Source organism: Mucilaginibacter sp. P2_D11 (genome assembly GCF_056404435.1).
Map to the genome: position 1 here is coordinate 373926 of NZ_JBFUEA010000003.1, position 20900 is coordinate 394825.

Genomic DNA, 20900 nt, shown 5'->3' on the forward strand with positions numbered 1-20900 from the left:
ATATAATAATAAGTTGAAAAAAATAGTGAAAATGTTCCTTTCATTTGAGTTATTCTATTTTTTTATGCCCGTGAACGCAACGCAGGCGAACCTGGTATTGCCGTTCGAGCCAGGACCAGGCACACTGGTCACAGAGTGTTTTCACCCATTTATACCCGCATAATCTAACCTTATCAGTGCTCCCACAGCGTTCGCATACCGTTAAGGAGCGCTTTTCGTATTTGATGATAAGCTCAATTCCGTTTTCGGGTAATCCGTCCGCATAGAAACAAAGTCTGCCGAACTTTTCTTTGATCTGCCGGATTTCGCGGGTCCATCCGGCCTCGGTAAGCTCCCGGATCAGGTCAGCGATGAGTTCTAGCCAGCCTTCATCGCATTCGCAGGCATAGTGAAATACCGGTCCTTCCATTTTCGAGTGTGGCCTGATCAAACCGCCTGTCATTTTTAGGAACTGATCGAATTCTCTTCTTGACATCATATCGCGAAGATCAGTGATTTTGCGTTTTATGGTGGTAGATAAGCTTAAAAAGGTATAATGTCGGCCTTGAGCAGGTCCTTGTAGGAGATGCTGAGGGTGATGACGCGGCCTGAGATTTGTTTTTCGCTGAGTTCGATGTGGAATACTTTATTGTCGGGGTAGCTTAATTTTTTGAAAACGAAGATGTTCCGGTAGGTTTTGCTGAATGATGGCGTGTCAAACAATGCGAATTCGGGTTTGAGTTCGACGGATTGGACATTGCTGGCTTTGGTGACTTTTTTATCTTCGATCTTGAAGCGGAAATGGTCGATGTCGTAGCGCAAGTTAGTCATGTTTTTATAGGAGAGGTCTATAAAAATATAATCGCCTGCGGTGTAGACCTGGTTGAGCCGGGCCTTGATTCCAAACGATTTGATTTGGTGTATTTTTTTAGGGCTGCTGCAAAATAGCTTGTAAGCCAAATGTTTAAGCTGTCCTTGGGAGAGACCGATGCCGGAAATGTCGAGCGGGCGGGTGTCTGCGGGTGTGATCTCGACCAGCTGGTGCCCGGTCGAGGTGACGGGTACGAGGCGATACTGCGCGATGAACTTTTCGCCGGCGATAGTGATTACGGCTCCTGAGTAGCTGGCGGAGTCTTTAAAGCGGAGCCGCAGGAGGTTGGGCAGGGCGATATCGCCTTCGATGGATTTGTTGGAGATATCGACGTACTGGATGGGTTCGGGGGAAAGGAAGTGCAGGTCGCCGTCGGTGGGCAGGTGTACTTCGGGCAGGGTGTCCTGGGCCTTAGCATTTAGGGTAAGCAGCAGGAGGATGGCATAGATGATTTGTTTCATGTTTTTATTGTTTGGAGTTGTCGACGAGGTAGATATAGCTGTTGTATTTGATCCGGGCTTTGTTTTTCCGGATCATGCCGGCGATGGCCGAAGAGGTGGACTCGAATATTTTGCTGACGGAGCTCATGACAAAAGAGGAACTACCGTCCATGGGTACGCCCTGTATCGTATTGGTACCGAGATCTTTGGTGAAATCACGGAAAGCGGATTCGGGTACATATAACCCGGGCAGGCCGTCGGTATCATACAGGCTGAGTTTGACGGGCAGGACCTGGTTATTGTAAAAGATGGAACTGATCTCCATGGTGACGCGTTGCTGGGAAAACCCGTTGATGAGGGCGTACAGGTACGTCCCTTTTTTGATGGTATTGCTACCGGCTTCCATGTCTTCCAACAGTCTTAAACGAATTCTGGAACCCGCATAGCCGGTGATGTTCTCGTCGATGACGGCTTGGATCAGCGGGGCATCTTTGGCAGGCCTGATGGTGTTGAAGTTTGTTGCGACTTCAGATGACGCGGTCACAGGTAAGGGATGTTCATTGGCTTTTTGCAGGGCCAGCTTTTCAGCGGCAGCGGTCTTTTTGGCTTCGGCTTTGGCATCGGGGTCGTTGGCTTTCTGGAGGCTGTCGACCATGGCCATTTGCTGCCGGAAGAGGTCCATGGGGTCTTTTTCTTTTGGTGCCTCCTTGGGTTGTTCAGGTTGCTCAGGTTTCTTTTGGCGGATGTGATTGAGAGCATCGATCATGGCCTGGTTGTCACTGCTGGGTTCAGCGGGCACCGGCGCGCTGAACCTATGTTTCATGCTCCGGTTGATGGAATCCAACAGGTGCTGCTGGGCATCCGGTTTGCTATCGAGCGGTACGGGGCTGACGGCGGTATTGCCATCCGCTTCTTTGTAGGTATTCCGGTAGGCATCAAGTTTATCGGTGAGGGTTTTCTTCTTGATATCGTCGGATACTTCGCCTACGGTGCTGTTGATGCCTTCCCGTGGTCTGCCGGTTTCGGCTTTGGGTTTGCTGCTGCTTTGGTAGACATAAAAGAACAGGAAGAGGAAGGGGAGGGCAAGCAGGGGCAGGATGTACTTGGGTTGTTTGAAATCGATGGTCATGGTCTTTGGATTTGGTTTAATTGCCGGAGTTGATCGAGGTCATTTTCCAGGGTTTGGCTGTCCTGTTTGCTCAGGTTCCGTTTGGCGCTGAGGCTGTCGATCTGTTGTTTAAGCCGGATGGTTTCGTTGATCGCTTTAGCGGTTGTGCGGATCTGGTCAAAACCATCATTCACGATATTAATTTGGGACCTTTTATTCCTTTCGACCGGTTCGGAATTTCGGGAAAGCGTAAATGATATCCCGGCCGATACAAGAATAGATATGATCATGACTCTGAAGATCAGTATGGGATGCTTGCGCATTTTTTGCGTTATTATTGAAGATGCCTTCCCGATGTAGGGTAAGAATTCTTTGCGGAGTTCGGACAGCAGGGTGTCTTTGGGATCGCGGTTAGAGTGTAGTTTTCTGAACATCTTCCAAATCTTTGTTTTCCAGGGTCTTCCAGCCAGTGATGAGTACCCCGTGCGGGTTATTATCGCTGCGGGGGATATCCTTGAGGTAGCCTTCGGTAATGAGGGAACGGAGCACGGTCGAGCTGCGGCGGTCTATTTTGAGCTTGCCGTAATATTTAAAGTAATGGCGTACTATGTCTACTGTGATGCTATCGGTTTGCAGGGTAAGCACAGAACTGGAGGACAGGATGGAGTTGAAATACCCGTTTTCCTTTAGGTTATTGTACTGCTGTACGCCGGATTCGTCGACGAGGTACATGGCTTTTTTGAGCTGGTATTCAATGTACTTATCATCGGGCGTGAGCGAGAAGAACAGCGAATGGAACAGGTCGATGTGGGCGCGGTACTCCGCGGGCCGGTTGAGCTGCATGTCCGTTTGCACAGCCTGTAGGGGTACGCCGTTATTCAGGATGTAGATGCTTTTGCGAGCGTCTGCAACCATCCGGTAAGCCAATACAAAGGCCGCGATACTCAGCAGGACCGCGCATAAAAAACTGGCTGCGGACAGGTAGGTGGCCAGGCGGACCTTAGCCTCGATATTTTTGATAATCATAGGGATATAAAAGGTTAAAAGAAGCTGCCGGTGGCAGCGGTCCTTACGGCTGTTAAGGTAGCGCCCCCATGCCGCCCGAACGTGGAGCTGGCTGAACTAATCCCGGAGGTGGAGATGATCCAGGTGCTGATGCTGGGGACGGTGAACATGCAGATCGCGCCGATCAAAAAAACGATGATGACGGTCCCGAAGGACAGGATGCCGTTCGAGGCGAACCAGGCCATCTTCTCGATATTGGCCGTTGTGCCATTCTCCCCGACCAGCTCCCGGTATTTGCTGATTTCGGATTGGAGCGCGTATTCCTGCATCAAACCGCAGAGGTACATGATGAGGTAGCCAATGCCGGAATAGAGGTTGACGCTGACGAAACGTGCTACCCAGGTGCTGAAGCTGTCCCGGAAGGCGGGCAATATGCTGACTGCTACGGCGAAGGGACCCAGGATGACCAGGATGCTGGAGTAGATGATCTGAATCATGAAGACGATGTAGACGGCGATACGGAGGATCCAGATGCCAATGAGTTCCAGTAGCTGGGTGACCAGGAGTTGAAGGCCAATGGTCAGGCGGTTCTTCAACTCGATAACCGGCGAGATGACTTCGGAAATGCCTTCCTTAACCGTGCTGGTCACGGCATCCCAGGCCTGCCCGTACCAGGTCTCGCTTTCCTTTTCGGCCACTTCAGTTTGCGCCTGGTATTTGTACAGCGAGTTAGCGACGGCGAGCATCAGGTTGGCCCGCTGGATGCGCAGGCTGTTGACGGTGCTTTGCTCGCTTTCAAACATTTGCTGGGTCTGACTGGCGACAAGGTCGGTCGGGAAGGCGACGACTTTAGCGAAGGCTCCCCACCACAAGATCACCATCGCTAAGCCGAAAGGCCGGAGGAGGGGCATGACTTCCAGCTGCTTATCTCCGGACATCATTTCATAGGATTTGATGGCGAAAAAAATAATCATGAAGATGGCTGCGAGGGCTTTGGCATCGGTGATGAAGAGGTCAAAATGTGCCCATATGGATTCTTTCAGCCCGGCCAGGAAAACCATCATCCCTTGTTCGTAGACGCCGTTGCCTTGCAGGAACTCGACCGACTTTTTATAGGAGGCGGTGTCGATGGGCGTGGTCTGGGCAAAGGAAGCGGTGCAGCAGGCCATTATGGCTATTAGTAGGAATAATTTTTTCATCAGTATTTTCTGTTTAAAAGTACTTTCTTCGCGATCTCGACATCGGAATTTGGCGTCCATTTGGGAACAGCCAGGTTACCTTGCTGCGCGCGCTGCTGTTGTTTGCCCATATCGACGGTTTGCTGAGCGGATGCGAGGCGGACCGCCCATACACCGGTCAGGGTTTGATATTCTTTAAGCAAACGGTAATAGGACAGGATGCGGGCACCGCGGTCCTGGTTGGTGGTCCGTGCCCCGTTCAGCCGTTCTTTGAGGCTGGCCAGTTCGCCGGTGTACCAACGGTAAAGGCCATCATCGATCATGCCGGTGTTAACCGGAGAATTATTGAGCAATGGGGCAAACTGCTTTTTATAATACAATTGCCATAAGGGATCGATGTCCGAAAGCAGGCCCGACTGGCTGGCAATTTGGGACAGCGCGGTATTTTTGACCGTGTCGGATTGGAGCTTATAGGTATTATCTACGCTACTCTGGACGCCGGCCAACCCAAGGCGCTGGGTTTGCGGGCCGTTGGCGCTCAGGGGACGAAGGTCGGTTTTATGGTAGCTGGGGTAGAAGAAGCCCCACACGAGCCAGTAAAAGGGATTGAGGCCCAGGAAGCCAGAGGTGGGGTCGAATTTCTTCTGGTCCCAGTTACGGTAGACCATACGCTCCTCCTGGTGCGTGACGGCATTATCTTTGATTTTGGATTGAGCGGAAACGGAACCGTGCAATAGGAGTGCCGTCAGCATGATGATCAGTGTTTTCATGGGTGCAGGTATTTTGCTTTAAGTATGATTTGGTTCACCAGGCTGCGGTCCTGGTTGATGTAGTTCTGGAAGGGGTTAAGCGTAGCGATGATGCCGCGTTCTTTGGCCCAGTACATGATCCGCCAGGCACCATAGGCTAATCCGTCAATAACCTGCAGTTGGGTAATGACTTTTTTTAATAATTCATCGCGGGCATTGTAATCGGCAAGTATGTCGCCGCCGGATTTCAAAACAAAGCCCGAAACATCGTTGACGAGCGTGATGGCACGGGTACGACATTCGCTTTGGATATTGCCGGCAACGAGTAATAGTGCCGGGTTGCTTCGCGCCAGGAGCAAGGCCTGTTCCAGGTAATGCACAATATCTGCAGAAATGACGGTGATGTTTTTGACAGCAAGCCCGTCTTTGAGCGCAGAATTGACCTGGGAGAGGCCATTGTAAATGATCAGCTGGGCCAGGACGACGGAGGAGGCATTGATGTTAATGTTGTCGATCCGGCTTTTGATATTGCCGAGGTAGTTATTGTGGGCCGTTTCTGCGCTGTTACGCACCGTGCCATTGGACGCAACGATATTCAGGCGCGCCCGGTCCAATACGATTTTTTGTGCAGAGGTGTCCAAACAGAGCAAGCAAAAAATGGCCTGCAAAATGGTTTGGCATATGGTGTTTGATGTTTTCTGCAATAGGTGCCCTATTTTCATTGCTTCAGGTATTTCGCGTTTGAAATAATTTCCTCGACGATCGTCTTATCCCGGTCGATATAATCCCGGAAGGGGTTGATGGAACGGATCAGCAAGTTAAGATTACTGTTTTGGAGCGTGAGCAGCAGGTTGCCGGATAGCTGCTGGATGTTACTTAATTGCTCCAAAACGTAATCGAAAAGCAGCTTCCGGTCGGAGGCTTTCATTTGGTTAACATCGCCAAGTGACAAACTAAGTCCGGCGACATATCCGGCGAGGTCTTTGGCTTTTTCGGCGAACTCGATTTGGGTTTGCAGGCCTAAGGGTAATAAGGCAGGGTCGTCACCGATGAGGGCCATGATTTGACGCTGGTTGGCTATGATCCGCGATACCATCGGGGTAGCGTAGATACCGATATTCGCGATATTGATGGCCGTACCTAAGGTGTTATACCGGTTTTGGAGGTCGCGATAAACTTTTTTGAGCTTGTCCAGCAGAGTTAGGTTAGCCTGTTCATTCGCGGTATTGACGGCCTGTTGGTTTTTCGCTTTGACTTGCAGCTTGTTTTCGTTGATGCTTTGCGGGATCAGCTGGTGCATGGCTGCTATATCGATGGTACTATACTGCGCAAGGGCTTTGAAATTTGACATGCAGAAAAGGACTAACAGGAGTGTCACAGAGTCCAGTTTGTATTTTAAACTTTTATTGCAGGAAATATTCATAACAATATAAATGTCAATGTTTTATGTACTTTGCATTATTTAACACTTCAGTAGCGATACGCACATCCTGGTTCTGCCATTCCGCCCAGGGATTGAGCGAACGCCAGATCCCATTCATCTTCGCCCAGTACATTGCCTGCTTCATCCCGTACGCGATACCGCGAAGGATCTGCATTTCCGACTGGATATGGTTCAGCAGTTTACCGCGCTCGCCGGAATCCATCAGGTTATTTTTTCCGCCTTGCAGCACAAAGGCGCTCACTTCAGTTGCCAGGGAGAGGGCGCGCGTTTGAAAGTCACGCGCGCCCTGTTCAGCAAAGAGCAGCAGCACCGGGTTGGATCTTGCAAGCTGCACGGCACCGCTGACATCGCTGACGATATCACTGCCGCACTGGCCGATCTCTTTGATGGTGCTGAGGTTGTTGATGATGGAAGCAACCTCGCTCAGCCCCTTGTAGATCTTGTTCTGGAGGTCGTTGACGATGGCCAGCTGGCTGCTGACGGCCATTTGCCCTCGGCTGATTGCTGTGAGGTTACCGTTGACTGTATTTAGCTGGCCGTTGATCGTAATGGTGTTGGCGATGATGGCGGCGGATGTGGCTGGATCGATCACGACCTCCTGGGCTTTAACAAAATCCCGCAGAAAAATAGTCATCAGGAATAAGCAAAAATATTTCATGGGTTTTGGTTTACACGGTTGATAAATTGCGCGAGGCTGAGCCCGCAGTTTTTGAAGTCGGCAACAAATGCGTCAAGGCCTTCAGCATAGCTGGCATACTGGCTCGTATAATGCTCCACGGCTGACTTTTCGGGCTTTTCGGTGGTATAGGCCAGGTATTGTTCAAGAGACACCTCTACACCATAAACTTCGCCCGATGAACCGCGCCGGATATACACTTCCTTAAAGCGGCCCCGGTTCGCCTGGTTATCCAGTTGGTTGATGGTAAAGATCTTCCGTCGTTCGGTCTCATTGATGGATAGCAGCGCGGCGATGTCTTTGTAGTTATCCTTGAACTTGGTTTGGTCCAGCAGGCAAATGGTGTCAGAGTTGTTGATGATACTGTCTTTTACAACGGCGTTCCCGATGATATCGCCCAGTTCCTGCGTGACAACGATTGCTTCGCCCCAGAACTTCCTGACCGTTTTGTACAAATAAAGCAGGTAGCCTGCCATCAGCGGACTGGCGATGGCTTTCCAGGCCTCTTCCACGATCAGGCATTTGCGCTGTTTCTGGCGGTAGCGCATTTTTTGGATGAAGACATCCATGATGATGAGCGTCACGAGTGGAAACAAGATTTTGTGCTCTTTAATGGAATCAATTTCGAAGACGATAAAGCGTTCGCTGAACAGGGATTTGTCGGCTTCTTTGTTCAGGATGGTTTCAAACTCACCGCCTTTGTAGAACTTTTTGAGCACGTAACGGAATTCGTTAAAGTCGAAAGGAATGCGTTCTTCCGTTTTGATCTGCGGTATTTTGATAACGGCATACTCGTAAAAACTGTTAAAGTTCAACAGTGTTTGGTTCGCAAAAGCATCGGCGAAGTATGCTGATAAAACGTTGGCGATCACGTCGCGTTCGACAGGGTTGTATGTTCCTTCGGGGCCCTTCCAGGCAACACCGATGAGTGTTACCAAAAAATCTTTCTTTTCGATATTGTATTCCGCTTCGGTGATGCGGAAAGGATTCATGGTGATCGGCTGCTGATCAGTATAGGTAATGTACTTGCCATTGTAATAGGCGCACAGACCCGAATAGGAGTGGCCGGTATCTACGATGACCATATCCATATTGTACAGCATGTACTGTTCAATGAGCGCGTTCATGAAAAAGCTTTTGCCAGAGCCGGATGGTCCCAGCACAAATTTGTTGCGGTTATTGATACGGTTCGTGCGCATGGGGAGGTCAGCTGGGTCGATCCCGACCGGGACGCCCTGGCGGTCGGTAAAGCGGATGAGGAAATCCGAAGCCTCGTCCACCGGCATCCGTTCTTTCAGGAAGAAGCAGATGGCCGCGTCGCAGGTGGTCAGGAACCAATCGTATGCCTTGAGTTCGACGGTATTGCCGGGCAGCGCCGTACGGAATAGTTCCAGCTGGTTGTAGGCATTCTTACTGGCGATGATACCCAGGGCAAACAAAGCGCTTTCAATATAATTAGCCGATTTCTGTATCTTTTCCCGGCTGCAAACCAGCAGGATGTTGAAATGTGCGTTGACCAGCAACTGGTTTTCGCGTGCCACGTCATTCAGCAAGAGGTCTATATCTTCCACGCAAAGCTGGTTGGCGGGGTCGGGAATGCCGGAATGCCTTTTCTTTTTCAGTTCCAGCTTTTTCAGCGTCATGGCCTGGTTGGGTATCTCGATTACCTGGTTGAAGACTAATACATCGAAATCCGGTACCTTGAACAGGAAAGACAGGAAATCAACCGGGAAACCGCGGAGCGTATCCTTTTCATTGAGCTCGATATGGGGGCCGATATCCTGCGGCAAGTCGATGGCATCGGTATTGACCAGGCTGATACTCCGGATGACCTGGCCGCCCATGTTGATCCCGGTGTCGGTAGGCTGGTAATTATTGAGTGTAATGTTTCCGCTTTTAAAGTCCATCGACAAAAAGCGCATCACCAATTGATTGATCTCCGGTTCCCGAAGGACTTTTGGTGCTGTTCCTGACGCGTCTAAAATGCCGGTGGCTTTCGCTATGGTCTGCCGGAAGTTGCCAAGCGTTTTAGGATCATACACATAGAATGCGCCTTTTTTTACGGGCCGCGTAATGGTCAGATAGGTTTGCATTTGGATAAAATCCCGGCCGGCAAAATGCGCGTTGTACTTTTCCTGCAGGTACTCGCCGGCAGGTTTCAGCGGGTAGCGGTTTTGACTGATGATATCCTGTTTTTGCAGGAGGTAACCATCGCCCAGTACTTTGACGACGTTGTTGATGAGCTGGTGAAACTCTTCATAGCCGGATAGCGACGCGGAATAGCGCTCCACCAGGTTTTGCAGCGAGATAACGACGGACAAACTCCCGTCGCTGCCGATAAGCAGGTCCTCCGGCCCGCTTTTATCCACGCCGATATAGGGCAAATCAAATGTTTTTCGGGCGGGCATAGCGTTTTAGGTGTTTAAATTGCGGGGAATGGATGTGTATAGCCAGGCTGCGGGTTTTGACGTGGATGCCTTTTTTCTGGCGGCCGGCGATGTAAAAAAGCCCGCCGGCAATGCAAGCTACCAAAACCAGGGCACCCAGCCAGCCGTTGATGAGGACCATCGTTAGCGCGCCGAAAACCAGGCCAGCCAACAGGCAAGCAACGCCCCAGTAAATAAATTTGCCTTTGAAGCCTTTGAACATAAGGGGCTTTTGCAGCCCCTTATAAACAGCGTACCGTTTCATGCTTAGAGCCCGAAGAAGGCTTTGATCACCAGCGCGGAAACGACCAAAAACACACAGGAGCCGCCCCAGCCCATGAGTTCTTTGTTGATGTCCTGGTCTCCGGAGTTCCACTTAGAGTAGACCCGGATGGCGCCGACGATACCAACAATGCCGCCGATGACGAGCGTAATATTGGTCACGGGTGCGATATAAGTTTTTAGGGTGGAAGTAGCGGTATTCAAACCGGTTACGCCGTTTTGAGCGAATGCTGAGATGCTTGCAAGGACGAACAGCACGGCTGTCGCCCACATTTTTTTGAGGATGTTCATTTGTTATTGGAATATTTGGGGTTAGCTAATTTAGAGGCCAAAGACGGCCCGGAGAAATATGCCGGCGAGTACCATAAACAGTGCGGCAAAGAACCAGGCCGAGACCTCCGATGTGATCTCCCTTTCGCCCATTTGCCAGTTATGGTAAATGCGGACGCCACCAATAATTCCTAAGATGGCAGCGGTGACGAGGGCGAAATCGAGGGCCGAAAAAAAAGAACTATGCAGCTGATTCTGCGCCTGGCTGAATTCGTCCAGGCCCGGGACTTGCAAAAGGTTCATGGTTTAAAAGCTGACCGGACGGGTGTAGATAATGGCTTCTTCCCGGCAGAGGCCAAACAGGTTTTTAAGTGAGACGCCGCCTGAGCTGATGACGGGCGATCCGGATTTTGAAGCAGGCGGAGGCGGACTTTCGGTTTTGTCGGGGAGGTGCTCGATCTTTTTGGGCTGAATGTCTTCGGTGAAGGTGAGTTCTCCGGAATCGAGGGTTTTGGGCCGCTTATTGCGGGCGTAATCGAACAGGATGAGGGCGAGGTAATACACGAGGTACAGGCCCGCCACCCAGCTTAAAAAATGAAACCAGTTCATAGGTTGATTTGTTGGATGAATTCTTTGATGATGGATTTGAGCTCGGGATATTGCTCGAGTAAGTTGTGCACGGAAAAAGCGACGAGTTTGGTCACATCCACACCGGTCGCCATTTTAAATTGGTTGAGCAGTTTGATGGTGTCCGCGTCAAAACGGATATGCATGAGGGTTTTGTGGTCACGGTTGTCGTACTTCCGGATGCGCTGCAATATTTCGGGAACCGGTGGCGGTTTATTCTGATGTTTTGGCGCATCCTGTTTATGGATATTGGTCCGGAGCTGGTCGGCTAAAGATTTGATGTCACTCATGGAAATGTTCTTTATAAATAAAATCAAAGGCGTTCAGCACGACTGGTAGGATGGCAAGGGGCGTCTGGAAAGTGCTGACGCGTTGAAAATCCACCCGGTCGGGGAAGGGGCTGGTCACGCTGCCCAGCTTGGCGAGCTGTTCGTCGACATCCATACGCGTTTCATATTTCACATTCGCCTTTACCCGGTTGGGCAGGTACACCAGGGGGACATTGGCGTTGATCTTCCGCAATACGACGGAAAACAGGATGGTCGATTCAAAGCTGAATTCGTCATAGGAAAAAGGGCAGATCACCAAATCGGCAGATTCAAATACGGGTATCAGGCCATCATCATCCAATTTACCGGGCAGGTCAATCAGCACGATTTGCTCTTCATTTGTGCACATGATATTTTTCATACCCGGGAAATGTTCCAGGCTGGCGGCTACGACCGTATAGGGCTCGGTGTTTTCCAGCAATTTGGCGCGTTCATATTTCTGCGCGACAGATTGTTGGTAGTCCATATCGATAACGGTGACCGCTTTTGATTTGGCCTGGGCCAGATAGTTGGCCAGCAGGAGCGTGGTGGTGCTTTTTCCTGCCCCGCCTTTCTGGTTGCCGATAAGGATGATCATATTAGTTTATTGATTTTAGCGTGTATTGGTGCGGGCCTTTTTCTTCCTGCGCCGTCGCGGGCCATGGACCTGGTCGTCGTCGACGTCATTGGCGATGCTGATGTTGAAATGCGGATGATTGATTTTTGAGTGAGAAACATAGGGGAAATCGATAGTGGTTTGCCGGTTTTGCTGTTTAGAATGCCGTACTTCGGTTTTCGATACGCCCTCAGTATTCAGCATTTCATTTAACCCTTTCAAGGACATGATTTCGCTGCCCCTGTAAGCGTTTTTCTGCGCATGGTCAAGAATGGTGTAGCCGTATGCGGGTTTGCCATCCCTGGAATGCAGGACGACTTCCACACCCATTTTAGTTTTCAGGAAATCAATAAAGCCAGGTTGGTCATATCGCGGTGCGTACTTTTTAACTATAGCCTTGAGTTGGGTGGCCCGATGCAAATCGGGTGTTCTTAAACCAACCTTTTCTGAATCAAATTTGATAAGACTTTTTCCAAATTTGATGAGCGCGTCATCTTTAACCGTATAACCCTGCCGTTCCAGGATCAGCTTAAACTGGGCAACGGTAGAAAAACGATAAGCCATCGCTTTCTCTAAATCTTTTTGTGCGGTTTGACGCTCATCCAGACCCATAATTTCGTTCATGACCTTGATACCGCGTACATGTTCAAAGCCGCTGCTTATCTTCCGGCCATCATGGTCTATCCGGGTGCTGACGATATGAATGTGGTTATTGTCTGTATCCCGGTGGAAGACAACGAAATAGGGCTGCTTTCCGTAACCCATTTTTGCCATCCATGCCGCAGCGATATTCGTTAGTTCCGTTTTGTCGTGCTGCCTGCCGGCCGTTGAAATAGTGACATGTAGCTGCGGTTCGCTGATACCCTTATTTCGCGCGCTTAAAGCGGCTAAATAATGTAAATAGTCACTTGGGCGTATCTCCTCGAGCGCGTCAAGCACACCGAAATTCGTAACTGACAACAGTTCAGCCATGCCGGCAGCAATCTTATCAAAGTTATAGCCGACTCCGCGAAAGGTGGCAGAGGCTTTAAGAAATTTGACGATCATGTAACGCTGTGTAACGATATATATCCAAATATCAGGCGATAGAGCGGGATAGGATGGTACATAGCATGCTCAAAAGTTATATAAGCTTATCTCCATGTCCCAGGATGCGGATCAGCTTTCGGAGCGCGATCCTTAAATCTGCCCTGTTTTTTAAATGCGCTTCCAGCAAGCGGTTAAGCTGCTCGGCAACAGGAGGGGATAACCTGCTCTTCAACTTTAATGTATTCGCATAATGCGCGAGCTGGTTGATGTTGTTGCCGGACCTGCCAAGTTCAGTACCGATCCGATTCAATTCGCGGATGAGCTCCTTTGCATTGATAACAGTACCGGCTCCATTATGCAGTACCTTTGACCTGACCAGGTCGGTCTTACTGACACCTAAGGCCCTTTCCATTTCCGTGATGAGTTTATATTCCGTATCTGTAAACCTGACATCGATTTTGAACGTCCGCTTGCCTTCCTGCAAAGGCGGACGGCCTTTTCGTTTTGGATCATCTGGCATAGAAAAACAAGTTGCGCAGTTTTTCAGCTACCCGTCTACGGGCAAGATTCCTTTTGCGGCGGAACTCTGTTTCCGTCCGACAAAAGGACATCTTGCTCCGATAAAAAACAAAATATAGCGGTGTAGCTGGAAGGGGGGATTTTGGGAGGATTACCTGTTGAAGCCGTTTTGAGATTCGTGGATTTGCAATTTGGCTTTGTCGGGTTCCTGGAAGGCATTACTTCGCTCCAACTGGTCTTGCATGGTATTCATGTCGGCACCTGTAATTGATGCGCTAAATTGCCAGGCTCTATTCATCATTCGAATATACGGGGACGGGTCCTGCTGTTTCGTCAATTTTTTAACAGCTCCGATATAATCTTCCCGATAGACTGTTGGTATGATAATCCTGGTTTGATCAGCTTTTGCTAATTCCGCATTCATCATCACGCGGGAGATGCGTCCATTACCGTCGAGAAAGGGATGCACCTCGCTAATCATAAAATGCATGTATACCGCTTTAGCAAACGGTTCTTGTAAATTGTTATATAAATCAAAACTTTGGATTAAAGTTCCTCTTACCAATTCACTATCAACAAATGTTGTGGTTCCGGCCCGGTTGTTTTTATCTTTAAATTGTCCGGGATTTGCTTTAACCCTGGAGCTAAGCATCACTTGATGCCGGTATTGTAATATTTGTACCAATTCTTCAGGGTTTGATGGTGTGAGGCTTAAACCTTGACGGTCACTCATGATTTTATAAGAACCGAGTATATCATGAGAGTCTTCGTCTCTTGTCGGGAGCGGTTTACCTGACGAAACAATTTCCTTTGCCTCATCTACTTCAAATTCAGTACCTTCAATGTAATTAGAAAAATACGCCTCAAAAAAAGCAAAATTTTTGAAGGAAACAGCATCCAGGTTTTTATCAGGCCTGCTTTCAAATGGCTCATTTAAGGCTTTGAACAGTGTTGTAAAAAGCGTTAATCTTTCTGGATCGTATGGTTTCCCAAATTTCCTTGCTATGGCTATGGGCGAGCTTAATTTATGTGTTGGGTTCGTGTTAAGAACGGCGCTTACTAATTTGGTGAACTTTTCGAACTCGGCTTCCATTTTGAGTTGTTCCGCTATTAACTTAGCCTCATCCCGGATTAAATTAATTCCGGATTCTTCCCTTACACGAATAATTCTTTCGATTTTCTCTTCTATTTCAGGCAGCGTTAGCGTTTTTGAATCTGGTCCGGGTTTTCGGGATTGTTGTAGATTTTCAAGATAGGCACGTGCTTGACTGGAAACAAAAAGGCCTGGTGCAAGTTGATTGTCGCCTGCCATTGGTGACGGACCGCTCATTATTTCCAATGATATGCCGGGAAGTTGAACCTTTCGGTAATGCGAATAGGTCAAGAAGAACTTACCTGTTTTTGTTGGTTCAAACTCAAAAGCGGATCTGTGGCTTACCAAAATACCCGGGAATAAATGCCCTGCTATTGCGAAGAGGTTTCGTTTAACAATTGCTTCAGGATTATCGTTTACCCTGGACGTATAAACTCTCGGAGCGAGCTTTTTTAATGTGCCGTCTTTGACCCATTTACTAATTTGCTTGCTCGTATTGCTATCTTTTGCAGAAAAAACAATTTCAGGTAACAAATGGGATAGGTCTGCCATTTCAATCTGGTTTGGAAAATTTTTCATGCTAAAATAGTTAAAAAGCAGGTAATTGGAAAATTTTTCAGATTAAGCGGCCCTTTTTGGAAAATTTTTCAGATTAAGCGGCTATATAAGCTGATGGGTATTTTATAGAACATGCTCTGCTGTTGGTCGGATCAGTTCTTAAATTTTTCCCGGGGGGCATTTCCCAAACCTGTTTTTAGCCATGTTTCAAAATCAATGGCGACATCGATGATTGGTGGTAGATAAGGATTATAATTCCCGGATAAATGTTTCTTTGCCACTGATGGGATCCACTTCAACGAGTACACGTCGTCCGTTTGGGTATTCGTGGATGAATTGGCCGGGAATATCGGTTGGCTGGCTGATGTATTCGTGTTCGATGGTTTGCATTGGTTTCCCAAATTTAAGCGTTTTAGATGTCCGGCAAAGGATTGTTGAAAAATGTCCGGATACTGCTGAAAGTCCTGGCTTTGGCTAATCCGGCTTGCATTAAATTCCGGTGGTTAAGGATGATGATCTGCGCATTAGTGCTTTTGTGCTCCGGGTGACGGAGAAAGTCAAATATGGTGTCAAACAACCAGGCTTCGCTGGTTGAACCTGGAAAAATAGTCAGCGCGGCATGTCCCAGGCAGCCCGTGAAATTTGGTGCGGTGACTTGCCAGTGCCCGAGTTCGTTGAGCCAACCAGCCGCTGAAAAATGCTTCTGTTTACCGTTGTCGTCCTGTACATAATAGTGAATTTCTTCCATCCGGTATTTGGCTGCTGTCCAGATACCGCAAGCACGTAAAAAGGTTTCGCTCTCCCTGTTTTGGCCAAGTGGCTTTATCTCAGATATCTGGTAGTGCGGGAGCTTCCTGGCGTGCCTGCGTTTGCGTTTGTAGTCCATATACAAAACAAAAGGGAGCCTTTTGAGGGGCTCCCTTTAAATATCTTTTTTCGGGATTACTCGCGTCATATCCTACGATACGGGCATTTCAGCCTGCCCCGGCGCTTTCGGGTCTTGCGGTTTTACGCTCACTTTCGCCGGATTCTCTGTGTTTAGCAGAGTAATGTTTCTTCCCTGGATGTCAAATAACGTCATGTCGCCGGGCTTACAGATGGCGGCCGGCGACAGGACAAAGTTGGCTGGTTCGGGATGGGGCTTTGGGTAGCAAGATGGGTGGAGACCTGCAAAATATTGCAATAAATTCCTTTGTGACTGATTTTCAATAATTTGGAGTTAAATATTTCCAAGGTGATCTGAATAAGCAACAATTGTAATTACCCTACTTCGGAGAAATTGACTGGTTAGCAATGTAGCTTATGAAAATAATGCTGTCTATGAATCAAATTGAGGTAGGCGGTGGACTTGCTTTTCCATGAATAGTATTTTGCCGTTATCATCTTGACCGGTTCAATAAGGGCTTGGGTTCTAGAGGATATCCCGGTAATCGGATAGTTCTACTGCATTGAGCAGGCCTGCGATCCCACCGGTTCAGGACATCGCTTTCATTGCTGCATCGGAATTCCAAAACCGGCGGTACCAGGTATTGGTGATGCCGCTATGGGTACAGATCATATTCCGGCGCTGGCAGGCCATCTGGAACAGGTGACGGTGTATGCGGAGAAGAAAGGCTAATCTCCTGTTGCATGGAAGGGTGAAAACCAGGGCAAAAATATTGGGGTAGTGGAGAGACTGCACATCGTGGTTACCCCATAATAACCTGATCCGTAGAGGCCGATTTTTTGAGGGTAATGATGTCTTTTAAGTTCTGCCGGATTTGTTTATCGGAACGCAAGTAACTGTCTACATCATCACCCGGAATATTGCTTTTTGGTAGTCAGCAAAATTGACTTTTTTCCAAATATCCCTGCCATGCAGGTCGCCGATGATGAAGTGTTTCATGCTATATGGTTATATATCGAGTTCGAAGAACCGCGTTTGTGTGTGCAGTACGTCGATATAGATGACTGATTTGTCGATATAGCTGATCATGTAATTCCTGCCGGTTGTTTCGTCGGTGGATATCTTCTATCACGATATGTTTCATGTTACAAGGTTATATAGCAATATAGCTGGTGGTGGTAGATAATTAGTAATACCGGTTATTGCGGATGAAGGTGCGCATGTATTGGACTTCGAGGCACTTCCATTTGCGCCGGTATTGCCGCGCCTGCGTAGAGGGCACATGAGGGTGTTGTAGATGATCCAGATGTGGATGACGGCGGCGAAGGTTGGCAACGGGTTTTTGGCACTCAGCCCGCTCGGGAGGGTAAGGTGAACAGGAATAGTACAAGGAAGAATAGGGTTGCGGTTTTCATGATTTGAGTTTTATTACTGCAAACGTAGTGTGGGATAGCGGTGTAAAGGTGTTTTATACGGGTAGAAAAGTTTTTAAACAATTATGCCGGTTATATTTGTAGTATGGCGAAGCTTTTTATTGTTGGGATTCCAAAGGATATGCAGGAGATCCAATTGCTGGAAATGTTCAGTATCCATTGCACGGTTAATACCGTAACAATTGTAACAGACCTGCAGCGTGGTGAAAGTAAGGGTTACGGTTTTGTAACGGTTATGGACGATGCGGGTGCGCAACGGGCTATTGCCGCTCTGAATGGTGCGAGCATCGGCGGGAGGACGATCAGCGTCCGTTTCGCCGAAGAAAAGGCGCCGGTGCCGGGCCGATCCGACGCGCCAAGAGCGAAGCGGCCAAGGCGGTAAAAAAATAAAAGCCCCCGAACGCTCGCCGCCGGGGACTTTAAACCTAAACCTTATCACAATGCGGCAGAGTTGCCGCTTTAAGATAGTGTAAAGATAAGCCGACTAATTTTCTTTAGTGGTAGATAATAAAAAAAAATGTTAAACTATGGTGCGATCCCTGTCAGGATCCGTTGGTGCCCGTTAGCAATGCTGATATGAAAGGGCCAGTTCTGAGAATTTCGACCGGAAAGAATATTCTTGAAACCAGATTTTAATCACGGGGAACATCCGGAATTGTACCGGGCCGGAGGGGTGAGCAGGGCGTGCCGATTGGTTAACGCTATATGCCGGAGATCGGCCGGTAGGGAAAATGTTGGGATTTGGTGAAGTATTGTTCAGACAGATGCAGAACTCAGAGAACAGGCCTTTGACAGTAAGGTTACGGATGGATGCTTTAGGCGGAACTTTTTAAAGGCGCATTTGACTGTTTGCCACCAGCTTCCAGCGTAGCTGCCCGGATAGCGACCTGGAAAATATTAGATGAACGCAGGGGAAATGGGAACAATGGAAGTAACTTTTGCCGGTATCCGGCGCGGCAACTAAAGTTGATTAAGCCTGGTTCAATTTAAAATAAATCGCCCATCTTTGCGGCTTTATGACGCAGTATTTTCAACTCAAGCAAGCAAACCCCGGCCTCCTTTGGGCTACCGCAGAAGCGCTTCAAACTTTACCGGCATGATCACGGTTTTGGATTTTAATCAGATGGCGCTGGAAGAACAGGCCAACGTCGCCATTACCGGGACTTTCCTGGGAGACCGGCAGCAAGGCGCTGTTGTTGTGCAACTGCAACGACTGGACAACTTTTACATCGAGGTGTTTTATGACCCGCTGCAAAACGAGATCCTGCGTTACGAAGGCTTTACCAGCGTGGCGCGGCTGGCGCCTTACATCAAACTCTAATTAAAGATCGCTTTCGGCTCGAACCCAAGTTTAGCTACCAGTTCGGGATAACTGATCAGGCGCTGCTTTAACTTGGCGCGGTTCTCGGATGGGTCATTTGGCATCCAGTAACAGAGAACAATATCGCCGCCAACGTTGTGGTCCCGGTACTGAATAATCTTATAATAGTAAGCGGGGACGGTTGCCGTCAGCTTTTTAAGGGTATATGTTTTGAGTGTGCCAGAGGTGCCGCACCAGATCTTTACACTGTCCGTGATTGATTCGCCTTTATGGCCGGTGAGTTCCCTGCAAAATTCTTCTGTTTCTATTTCTGTACCGATATTTTGCCCCTGGTATTCCATGGCGGCGTTGAAGGTATAGGTGTCTGAAAGTATGGCAGCATCGGCTGACCAGGCCATGAGGATCCAGGCCTGGCAATGGCCTTTGGCAATCATGTCTGCGGAATTTTTATTGGCATAGCTGTATAAGGTTGTCTCGTTTGGCTGTCTGTAAGCGGAGTGCCATGAACTATAGATTCCTTCACGCGGCAAATCCAATGCCTCTTGTTCTAAACGATGCGCTTTGGTATAAACATAGTAGGTGAGGAGCGGCATGTGCGCTGCAGTATCAGCGATGGATTTGTAATAGGGGTTTATCCATAATTTACAACTGGCGCAATGATCGGATTTCTGGGTAGGGTAACGGGCATAAAGCGCTTTGACATAAGCTGCATTGATTTCCTGGGCATAACTGCTACCCCAAATCCCGAATAACAAAACGAACAGTACCGGCTTAGACATAGTCAAATATAGATATTTTGACTCATGTTGTTATCTGCCGAGTACCCATTTCTTACGGTCACACATGTAGCACTTATACCATTTCAGGGGTAGCCAAAAGAACATGATTTTGACCCATAACGGGCGGGGAATCCGGAACCAATTGGTGGTACCGCAAATGCAGTGGAGTTTTGAAGGGGGATTCATAACCGTTGATATTAAGTGAAAAATATATTTCTCTTATTTTCGGCTATAACTGGCATTTCAAATATACGGATAATTGATAGTCATTTCCTTTACATACGACCATGCCGCAATATTAAAGCAACCGGTTGTTAAAAACAAAGGGTCAGGCAGGTAGATCTTTGTCCCACTTTAAATAAAAGTATAGCATCAAGGCGGTAATGATCAGGAGGATTACGATAGGCATAATCAAATATGGTTATTATCGGTTCAATTGCCGGATTTTGGCGCCCTATTATCGAACCGGTTTAGCAGCAGGCCTTTTTCTTTTGTAAAAATGCCAAAATCTATCTGATCGGGTATCCAGGTCAGGTCGCTGTATAATGGCCGCACAAAATAGAAGACGCCGGGGTTTTGTGCCAGGTAGCGCTCCATGGAACGATAGAGCTTTCCCTGCTGGGAGATCCCGCGATTCAGCTCCCGTAATTGCGGATAAAGATTCTGGTCCACTTGCCCGTCATTGCAATGAGCTATGTAATGTCCTTTGTCGTAACCCGTATATTCTTGCTGATCCCGGAATGCCCCGAGCCATTGCCGCATACGTTTCTGGTTCCGTATACCGGTGGCAGGGGCGGATAGGCCGAAAACAAAGACAACCCTTGCGCTGCGGCTATAGAAATCTGTACTTTCATTATCTTCCGTGCAGTCGAAGTATAAGGTATACAGGCGCCGCGCGGTATCGTTGAAATGCCTGATGTCGGCGTTCCCGAATTCTTCCTGGTACGCACCTTCCAAAGCGGATGCCAGCTCTTTCTTTAAGAAATTGACGCAGGTTTCATAATCGCCCCCGGGCAATTCGCTGAAAAGCTGGTAATAGCCGTTTAACATAGCGGGTTTGTTTTTATTTTGCTTTCGCGACGTCCAAAATAAAGGCTGGCTCGGATTTGGCGCCCTTCATCACAAAGGTACTATGGAGGGAGCCGATCTCCATCACCTTAAAGAGTTTGTTCATCAAAAAATCATAATAGCGTTCATGTCTTTAGTCGCCACTTTCAGTATAAAATCAAAGTCGCCGGACATATGGTAATATTCCATGACTTCATCTGCGCCTATTAATCTATACAAACCGGACGAGTGTCCA

General features: G+C 48.4%; 28 protein-coding genes and 1 pseudogene. 4 read left to right on the forward strand and 25 right to left on the reverse strand.

The genetic code is table 11. From position 1 onward, the window contains the following. Positions 1-49 precede the first annotated feature (49 nt). From AC1DXC_RS06410 to AC1DXC_RS06515, 22 genes are all read right to left on the reverse strand, one after another. Positions 50-478 carry a hypothetical protein gene (locus AC1DXC_RS06410; protein ID WP_477458312.1) on the reverse strand — a complete coding sequence of 143 codons (429 nt, stop codon included), beginning with the start codon at positions 476-478 and terminating at the stop codon, positions 50-52. A 44-nt stretch (positions 479-522) separates the two neighbouring features. Continuing rightward, the gene (locus AC1DXC_RS06415; RefSeq protein ID WP_477458313.1) at positions 523-1311 is read right to left on the reverse strand and encodes a DUF4138 domain-containing protein; all 789 of its coding nucleotides are present in this window, start codon (positions 1309-1311) and stop codon (positions 523-525) included. Between the two features lie 4 nt (positions 1312-1315). Then, positions 1316-2419 carry a conjugative transposon protein TraM gene (locus AC1DXC_RS06420; RefSeq protein WP_477458314.1) on the reverse strand — a complete coding sequence of 368 codons (1104 nt, stop codon included), beginning with the start codon at positions 2417-2419 and terminating at the stop codon, positions 1316-1318. Further along, a complete protein-coding gene (locus AC1DXC_RS06425; RefSeq protein ID WP_477458315.1) occupies positions 2416-2832 on the reverse strand; it encodes a hypothetical protein in 417 nt (138 codons plus the stop codon). Before AC1DXC_RS06425 ends, AC1DXC_RS06420 begins: the two co-directional genes overlap by 4 nt. Further along, entirely contained in the window at positions 2810-3424 is a 615-nt protein-coding gene (gene traK, locus AC1DXC_RS06430; protein WP_477458316.1) for a conjugative transposon protein TraK, read from the reverse strand. Before traK ends, AC1DXC_RS06425 begins: the two co-directional genes overlap by 23 nt. 14 nt (positions 3425-3438) lie before the next feature. Beyond that, positions 3439-4602: a TraJ family protein gene (locus AC1DXC_RS06435; RefSeq protein ID WP_477458317.1), complete on the reverse strand. Its 1164-nt coding sequence runs from the start codon at positions 4600-4602 to the stop codon at positions 3439-3441. Continuing rightward, positions 4602-5351 carry a hypothetical protein gene (locus AC1DXC_RS06440; RefSeq protein ID WP_477458318.1) on the reverse strand — a complete coding sequence of 250 codons (750 nt, stop codon included), beginning with the start codon at positions 5349-5351 and terminating at the stop codon, positions 4602-4604. The genes AC1DXC_RS06435 and AC1DXC_RS06440 overlap by 1 nt, the downstream gene beginning before the upstream one ends. Continuing rightward, positions 5348-6052: a hypothetical protein gene (locus tag AC1DXC_RS06445; RefSeq protein WP_477458319.1), complete on the reverse strand. Its 705-nt coding sequence runs from the start codon at positions 6050-6052 to the stop codon at positions 5348-5350. The genes AC1DXC_RS06440 and AC1DXC_RS06445 overlap by 4 nt, the downstream gene beginning before the upstream one ends. Continuing rightward, on the reverse strand, positions 6049-6681 hold the full coding sequence (locus AC1DXC_RS06450; protein WP_477458320.1) for a hypothetical protein: 633 nt from the start codon (positions 6679-6681) through the stop codon (positions 6049-6051). Before AC1DXC_RS06450 ends, AC1DXC_RS06445 begins: the two co-directional genes overlap by 4 nt. An 85-nt stretch (positions 6682-6766) precedes the next feature. Beyond that, a complete protein-coding gene (locus tag AC1DXC_RS06455; protein ID WP_477458321.1) occupies positions 6767-7432 on the reverse strand; it encodes a hypothetical protein in 666 nt (221 codons plus the stop codon). Further along, positions 7429-9858 carry a TraG family conjugative transposon ATPase gene (locus AC1DXC_RS06460; RefSeq protein ID WP_477458322.1) on the reverse strand — a complete coding sequence of 810 codons (2430 nt, stop codon included), beginning with the start codon at positions 9856-9858 and terminating at the stop codon, positions 7429-7431. Before AC1DXC_RS06460 ends, AC1DXC_RS06455 begins: the two co-directional genes overlap by 4 nt. Continuing rightward, positions 9836-10141, reverse strand: a complete 306-nt coding sequence (locus AC1DXC_RS06465; RefSeq protein WP_477458323.1) for a plasmid transfer protein — start codon at positions 10139-10141, stop codon at positions 9836-9838. The genes AC1DXC_RS06460 and AC1DXC_RS06465 overlap by 23 nt, the downstream gene beginning before the upstream one ends. A gap of 2 nt (positions 10142-10143) precedes the next feature. Next, positions 10144-10449 carry a DUF4134 domain-containing protein gene (locus AC1DXC_RS06470; protein ID WP_477458324.1) on the reverse strand — a complete coding sequence of 102 codons (306 nt, stop codon included), beginning with the start codon at positions 10447-10449 and terminating at the stop codon, positions 10144-10146. A 30-nt stretch (positions 10450-10479) separates the two neighbouring features. Then, positions 10480-10731 carry a DUF4134 domain-containing protein gene (locus AC1DXC_RS06475; protein WP_477458325.1) on the reverse strand — a complete coding sequence of 84 codons (252 nt, stop codon included), beginning with the start codon at positions 10729-10731 and terminating at the stop codon, positions 10480-10482. Between the two features lie 3 nt (positions 10732-10734). Further along, positions 10735-11037, reverse strand: a complete 303-nt coding sequence (locus AC1DXC_RS06480) for a hypothetical protein (RefSeq protein ID WP_477458326.1) — start codon at positions 11035-11037, stop codon at positions 10735-10737. After that, positions 11034-11345 carry a hypothetical protein gene (locus tag AC1DXC_RS06485; RefSeq protein ID WP_477458327.1) on the reverse strand — a complete coding sequence of 104 codons (312 nt, stop codon included), beginning with the start codon at positions 11343-11345 and terminating at the stop codon, positions 11034-11036. The genes AC1DXC_RS06480 and AC1DXC_RS06485 overlap by 4 nt, the downstream gene beginning before the upstream one ends. Beyond that, a complete protein-coding gene (locus AC1DXC_RS06490) occupies positions 11338-11961 on the reverse strand; it encodes a ParA family protein (protein WP_477458328.1) in 624 nt (207 codons plus the stop codon). The genes AC1DXC_RS06485 and AC1DXC_RS06490 overlap by 8 nt, the downstream gene beginning before the upstream one ends. A 15-nt stretch (positions 11962-11976) precedes the next feature. After that, on the reverse strand, positions 11977-13026 hold the full coding sequence (locus AC1DXC_RS06495; protein WP_477458329.1) for a relaxase/mobilization nuclease domain-containing protein: 1050 nt from the start codon (positions 13024-13026) through the stop codon (positions 11977-11979). Positions 13027-13102: 76 nt separating this feature from the next. Next, entirely contained in the window at positions 13103-13528 is a 426-nt protein-coding gene (locus tag AC1DXC_RS06500) for a plasmid mobilization protein (protein ID WP_477458330.1), read from the reverse strand. A 150-nt stretch (positions 13529-13678) separates the two neighbouring features. Continuing rightward, complete coding sequence (locus AC1DXC_RS06505) at positions 13679-15199, reverse strand: Fic family protein (protein ID WP_477458331.1); 1521 nt, start codon at positions 15197-15199, stop codon at positions 13679-13681. 228 nt (positions 15200-15427) lie between these two features. Continuing rightward, the gene (locus tag AC1DXC_RS06510) at positions 15428-15568 is read right to left on the reverse strand and encodes a hypothetical protein (protein WP_477458332.1); all 141 of its coding nucleotides are present in this window, start codon (positions 15566-15568) and stop codon (positions 15428-15430) included. A gap of 22 nt (positions 15569-15590) precedes the next feature. Continuing rightward, positions 15591-16064: a hypothetical protein gene (locus AC1DXC_RS06515; RefSeq protein ID WP_477458333.1), complete on the reverse strand. Its 474-nt coding sequence runs from the start codon at positions 16062-16064 to the stop codon at positions 15591-15593. Positions 16065-16626: 562 nt separating this feature from the next. On the opposite strand from AC1DXC_RS06515, the gene AC1DXC_RS06520 reads away from it, so the two are divergent. The 4 genes and pseudogenes from AC1DXC_RS06520 (at position 16627) to AC1DXC_RS06535 (ending at position 18818) form a co-directional block, all read left to right on the forward strand. Then, the gene (locus AC1DXC_RS06520) at positions 16627-16770 is read left to right on the forward strand and encodes a hypothetical protein (protein ID WP_477458334.1); all 144 of its coding nucleotides are present in this window, start codon (positions 16627-16629) and stop codon (positions 16768-16770) included. Between the two features lie 812 nt (positions 16771-17582). Beyond that, positions 17583-17879, forward strand: coding sequence for an RNA recognition motif domain-containing protein (locus AC1DXC_RS06525; protein ID WP_477458335.1), 297 nt, complete (start codon positions 17583-17585; stop codon positions 17877-17879). 347 nt (positions 17880-18226) lie between these two features. Further along, positions 18227-18289: pseudogene (locus tag AC1DXC_RS06530) on the forward strand (DUF2256 domain-containing protein); the annotation flags it as partial. A 304-nt stretch (positions 18290-18593) separates the two neighbouring features. Beyond that, positions 18594-18818 (forward strand): hypothetical protein, encoded by a 225-nt coding sequence (locus AC1DXC_RS06535; RefSeq protein ID WP_477458336.1) that lies wholly within the window; start codon positions 18594-18596, stop codon positions 18816-18818. Here the strand turns inward: AC1DXC_RS06535 and AC1DXC_RS06540 are convergent. From AC1DXC_RS06540 to AC1DXC_RS06550, 3 genes are all read right to left on the reverse strand, one after another. Continuing rightward, the gene (locus tag AC1DXC_RS06540; RefSeq protein ID WP_477458337.1) at positions 18815-19597 is read right to left on the reverse strand and encodes a DNA/RNA non-specific endonuclease; all 783 of its coding nucleotides are present in this window, start codon (positions 19595-19597) and stop codon (positions 18815-18817) included. The two genes, AC1DXC_RS06535 and AC1DXC_RS06540, sit on opposite strands and share 4 nt — an antisense overlap. A gap of 432 nt (positions 19598-20029) precedes the next feature. Continuing rightward, positions 20030-20647, reverse strand: coding sequence for a DNA/RNA non-specific endonuclease (locus AC1DXC_RS06545; RefSeq protein ID WP_477458338.1), 618 nt, complete (start codon positions 20645-20647; stop codon positions 20030-20032). A 123-nt stretch (positions 20648-20770) separates the two neighbouring features. Then, positions 20771-20854, reverse strand: a complete 84-nt coding sequence (locus AC1DXC_RS06550; protein WP_477458368.1) for an Lrp/AsnC ligand binding domain-containing protein — start codon at positions 20852-20854, stop codon at positions 20771-20773. Positions 20855-20900: the final 46 nt, after the last annotated feature.

Bases quoted from the DNA above. Each gene is read 5' to 3' on its own strand.
- AC1DXC_RS06410 (WP_477458312.1), bottom strand. From the start codon at position 478: ATGATGTCAAGAAGAGAATTCGATCAGTTCCTAAAAATGACAGGCGGT.
- AC1DXC_RS06415 (WP_477458313.1), bottom strand. From the start codon at position 1,311: ATGAAACAAATCATCTATGCCATCCTCCTGCTGCTTACCCTAAATGCT.
- AC1DXC_RS06420 (WP_477458314.1), bottom strand. From the start codon at position 2,419: ATGACCATCGATTTCAAACAACCCAAGTACATCCTGCCCCTGCTTGCC.
- AC1DXC_RS06425 (WP_477458315.1), bottom strand. From the start codon at position 2,832: ATGTTCAGAAAACTACACTCTAACCGCGATCCCAAAGACACCCTGCTG.
- traK (WP_477458316.1), bottom strand. From the start codon at position 3,424: ATGATTATCAAAAATATCGAGGCTAAGGTCCGCCTGGCCACCTACCTG.
- AC1DXC_RS06435 (WP_477458317.1), bottom strand. From the start codon at position 4,602: ATGAAAAAATTATTCCTACTAATAGCCATAATGGCCTGCTGCACCGCT.
- AC1DXC_RS06440 (WP_477458318.1), bottom strand. From the start codon at position 5,351: ATGAAAACACTGATCATCATGCTGACGGCACTCCTATTGCACGGTTCC.
- AC1DXC_RS06445 (WP_477458319.1), bottom strand. From the start codon at position 6,052: ATGAAAATAGGGCACCTATTGCAGAAAACATCAAACACCATATGCCAA.
- AC1DXC_RS06450 (WP_477458320.1), bottom strand. From the start codon at position 6,681: ATGTCAAATTTCAAAGCCCTTGCGCAGTATAGTACCATCGATATAGCA.
- AC1DXC_RS06455 (WP_477458321.1), bottom strand. From the start codon at position 7,432: ATGAAATATTTTTGCTTATTCCTGATGACTATTTTTCTGCGGGATTTT.
- AC1DXC_RS06460 (WP_477458322.1), bottom strand. From the start codon at position 9,858: ATGCCCGCCCGAAAAACATTTGATTTGCCCTATATCGGCGTGGATAAA.
- AC1DXC_RS06465 (WP_477458323.1), bottom strand. From the start codon at position 10,141: ATGAAACGGTACGCTGTTTATAAGGGGCTGCAAAAGCCCCTTATGTTC.
- AC1DXC_RS06470 (WP_477458324.1), bottom strand. From the start codon at position 10,449: ATGAACATCCTCAAAAAAATGTGGGCGACAGCCGTGCTGTTCGTCCTT.
- AC1DXC_RS06475 (WP_477458325.1), bottom strand. From the start codon at position 10,731: ATGAACCTTTTGCAAGTCCCGGGCCTGGACGAATTCAGCCAGGCGCAG.
- AC1DXC_RS06480 (WP_477458326.1), bottom strand. From the start codon at position 11,037: ATGAACTGGTTTCATTTTTTAAGCTGGGTGGCGGGCCTGTACCTCGTG.
- AC1DXC_RS06485 (WP_477458327.1), bottom strand. From the start codon at position 11,345: ATGAGTGACATCAAATCTTTAGCCGACCAGCTCCGGACCAATATCCAT.
- AC1DXC_RS06490 (WP_477458328.1), bottom strand. From the start codon at position 11,961: ATGATCATCCTTATCGGCAACCAGAAAGGCGGGGCAGGAAAAAGCACC.
- AC1DXC_RS06495 (WP_477458329.1), bottom strand. From the start codon at position 13,026: ATGATCGTCAAATTTCTTAAAGCCTCTGCCACCTTTCGCGGAGTCGGC.
- AC1DXC_RS06500 (WP_477458330.1), bottom strand. From the start codon at position 13,528: ATGCCAGATGATCCAAAACGAAAAGGCCGTCCGCCTTTGCAGGAAGGC.
- AC1DXC_RS06505 (WP_477458331.1), bottom strand. From the start codon at position 15,199: ATGAAAAATTTTCCAAACCAGATTGAAATGGCAGACCTATCCCATTTG.
- AC1DXC_RS06510 (WP_477458332.1), bottom strand. From the start codon at position 15,568: ATGCAAACCATCGAACACGAATACATCAGCCAGCCAACCGATATTCCC.
- AC1DXC_RS06515 (WP_477458333.1), bottom strand. From the start codon at position 16,064: ATGGACTACAAACGCAAACGCAGGCACGCCAGGAAGCTCCCGCACTAC.
- AC1DXC_RS06525 (WP_477458335.1), top strand. From the start codon at position 17,583: ATGGCGAAGCTTTTTATTGTTGGGATTCCAAAGGATATGCAGGAGATC.
- AC1DXC_RS06535 (WP_477458336.1), top strand. From the start codon at position 18,594: ATGATCACGGTTTTGGATTTTAATCAGATGGCGCTGGAAGAACAGGCC.
- AC1DXC_RS06540 (WP_477458337.1), bottom strand. From the start codon at position 19,597: ATGTCTAAGCCGGTACTGTTCGTTTTGTTATTCGGGATTTGGGGTAGC.
- AC1DXC_RS06545 (WP_477458338.1), bottom strand. From the start codon at position 20,647: ATGTTAAACGGCTATTACCAGCTTTTCAGCGAATTGCCCGGGGGCGAT.
- AC1DXC_RS06550 (WP_477458368.1), bottom strand. From the start codon at position 20,854: ATGGAATATTACCATATGTCCGGCGACTTTGATTTTATACTGAAAGTG.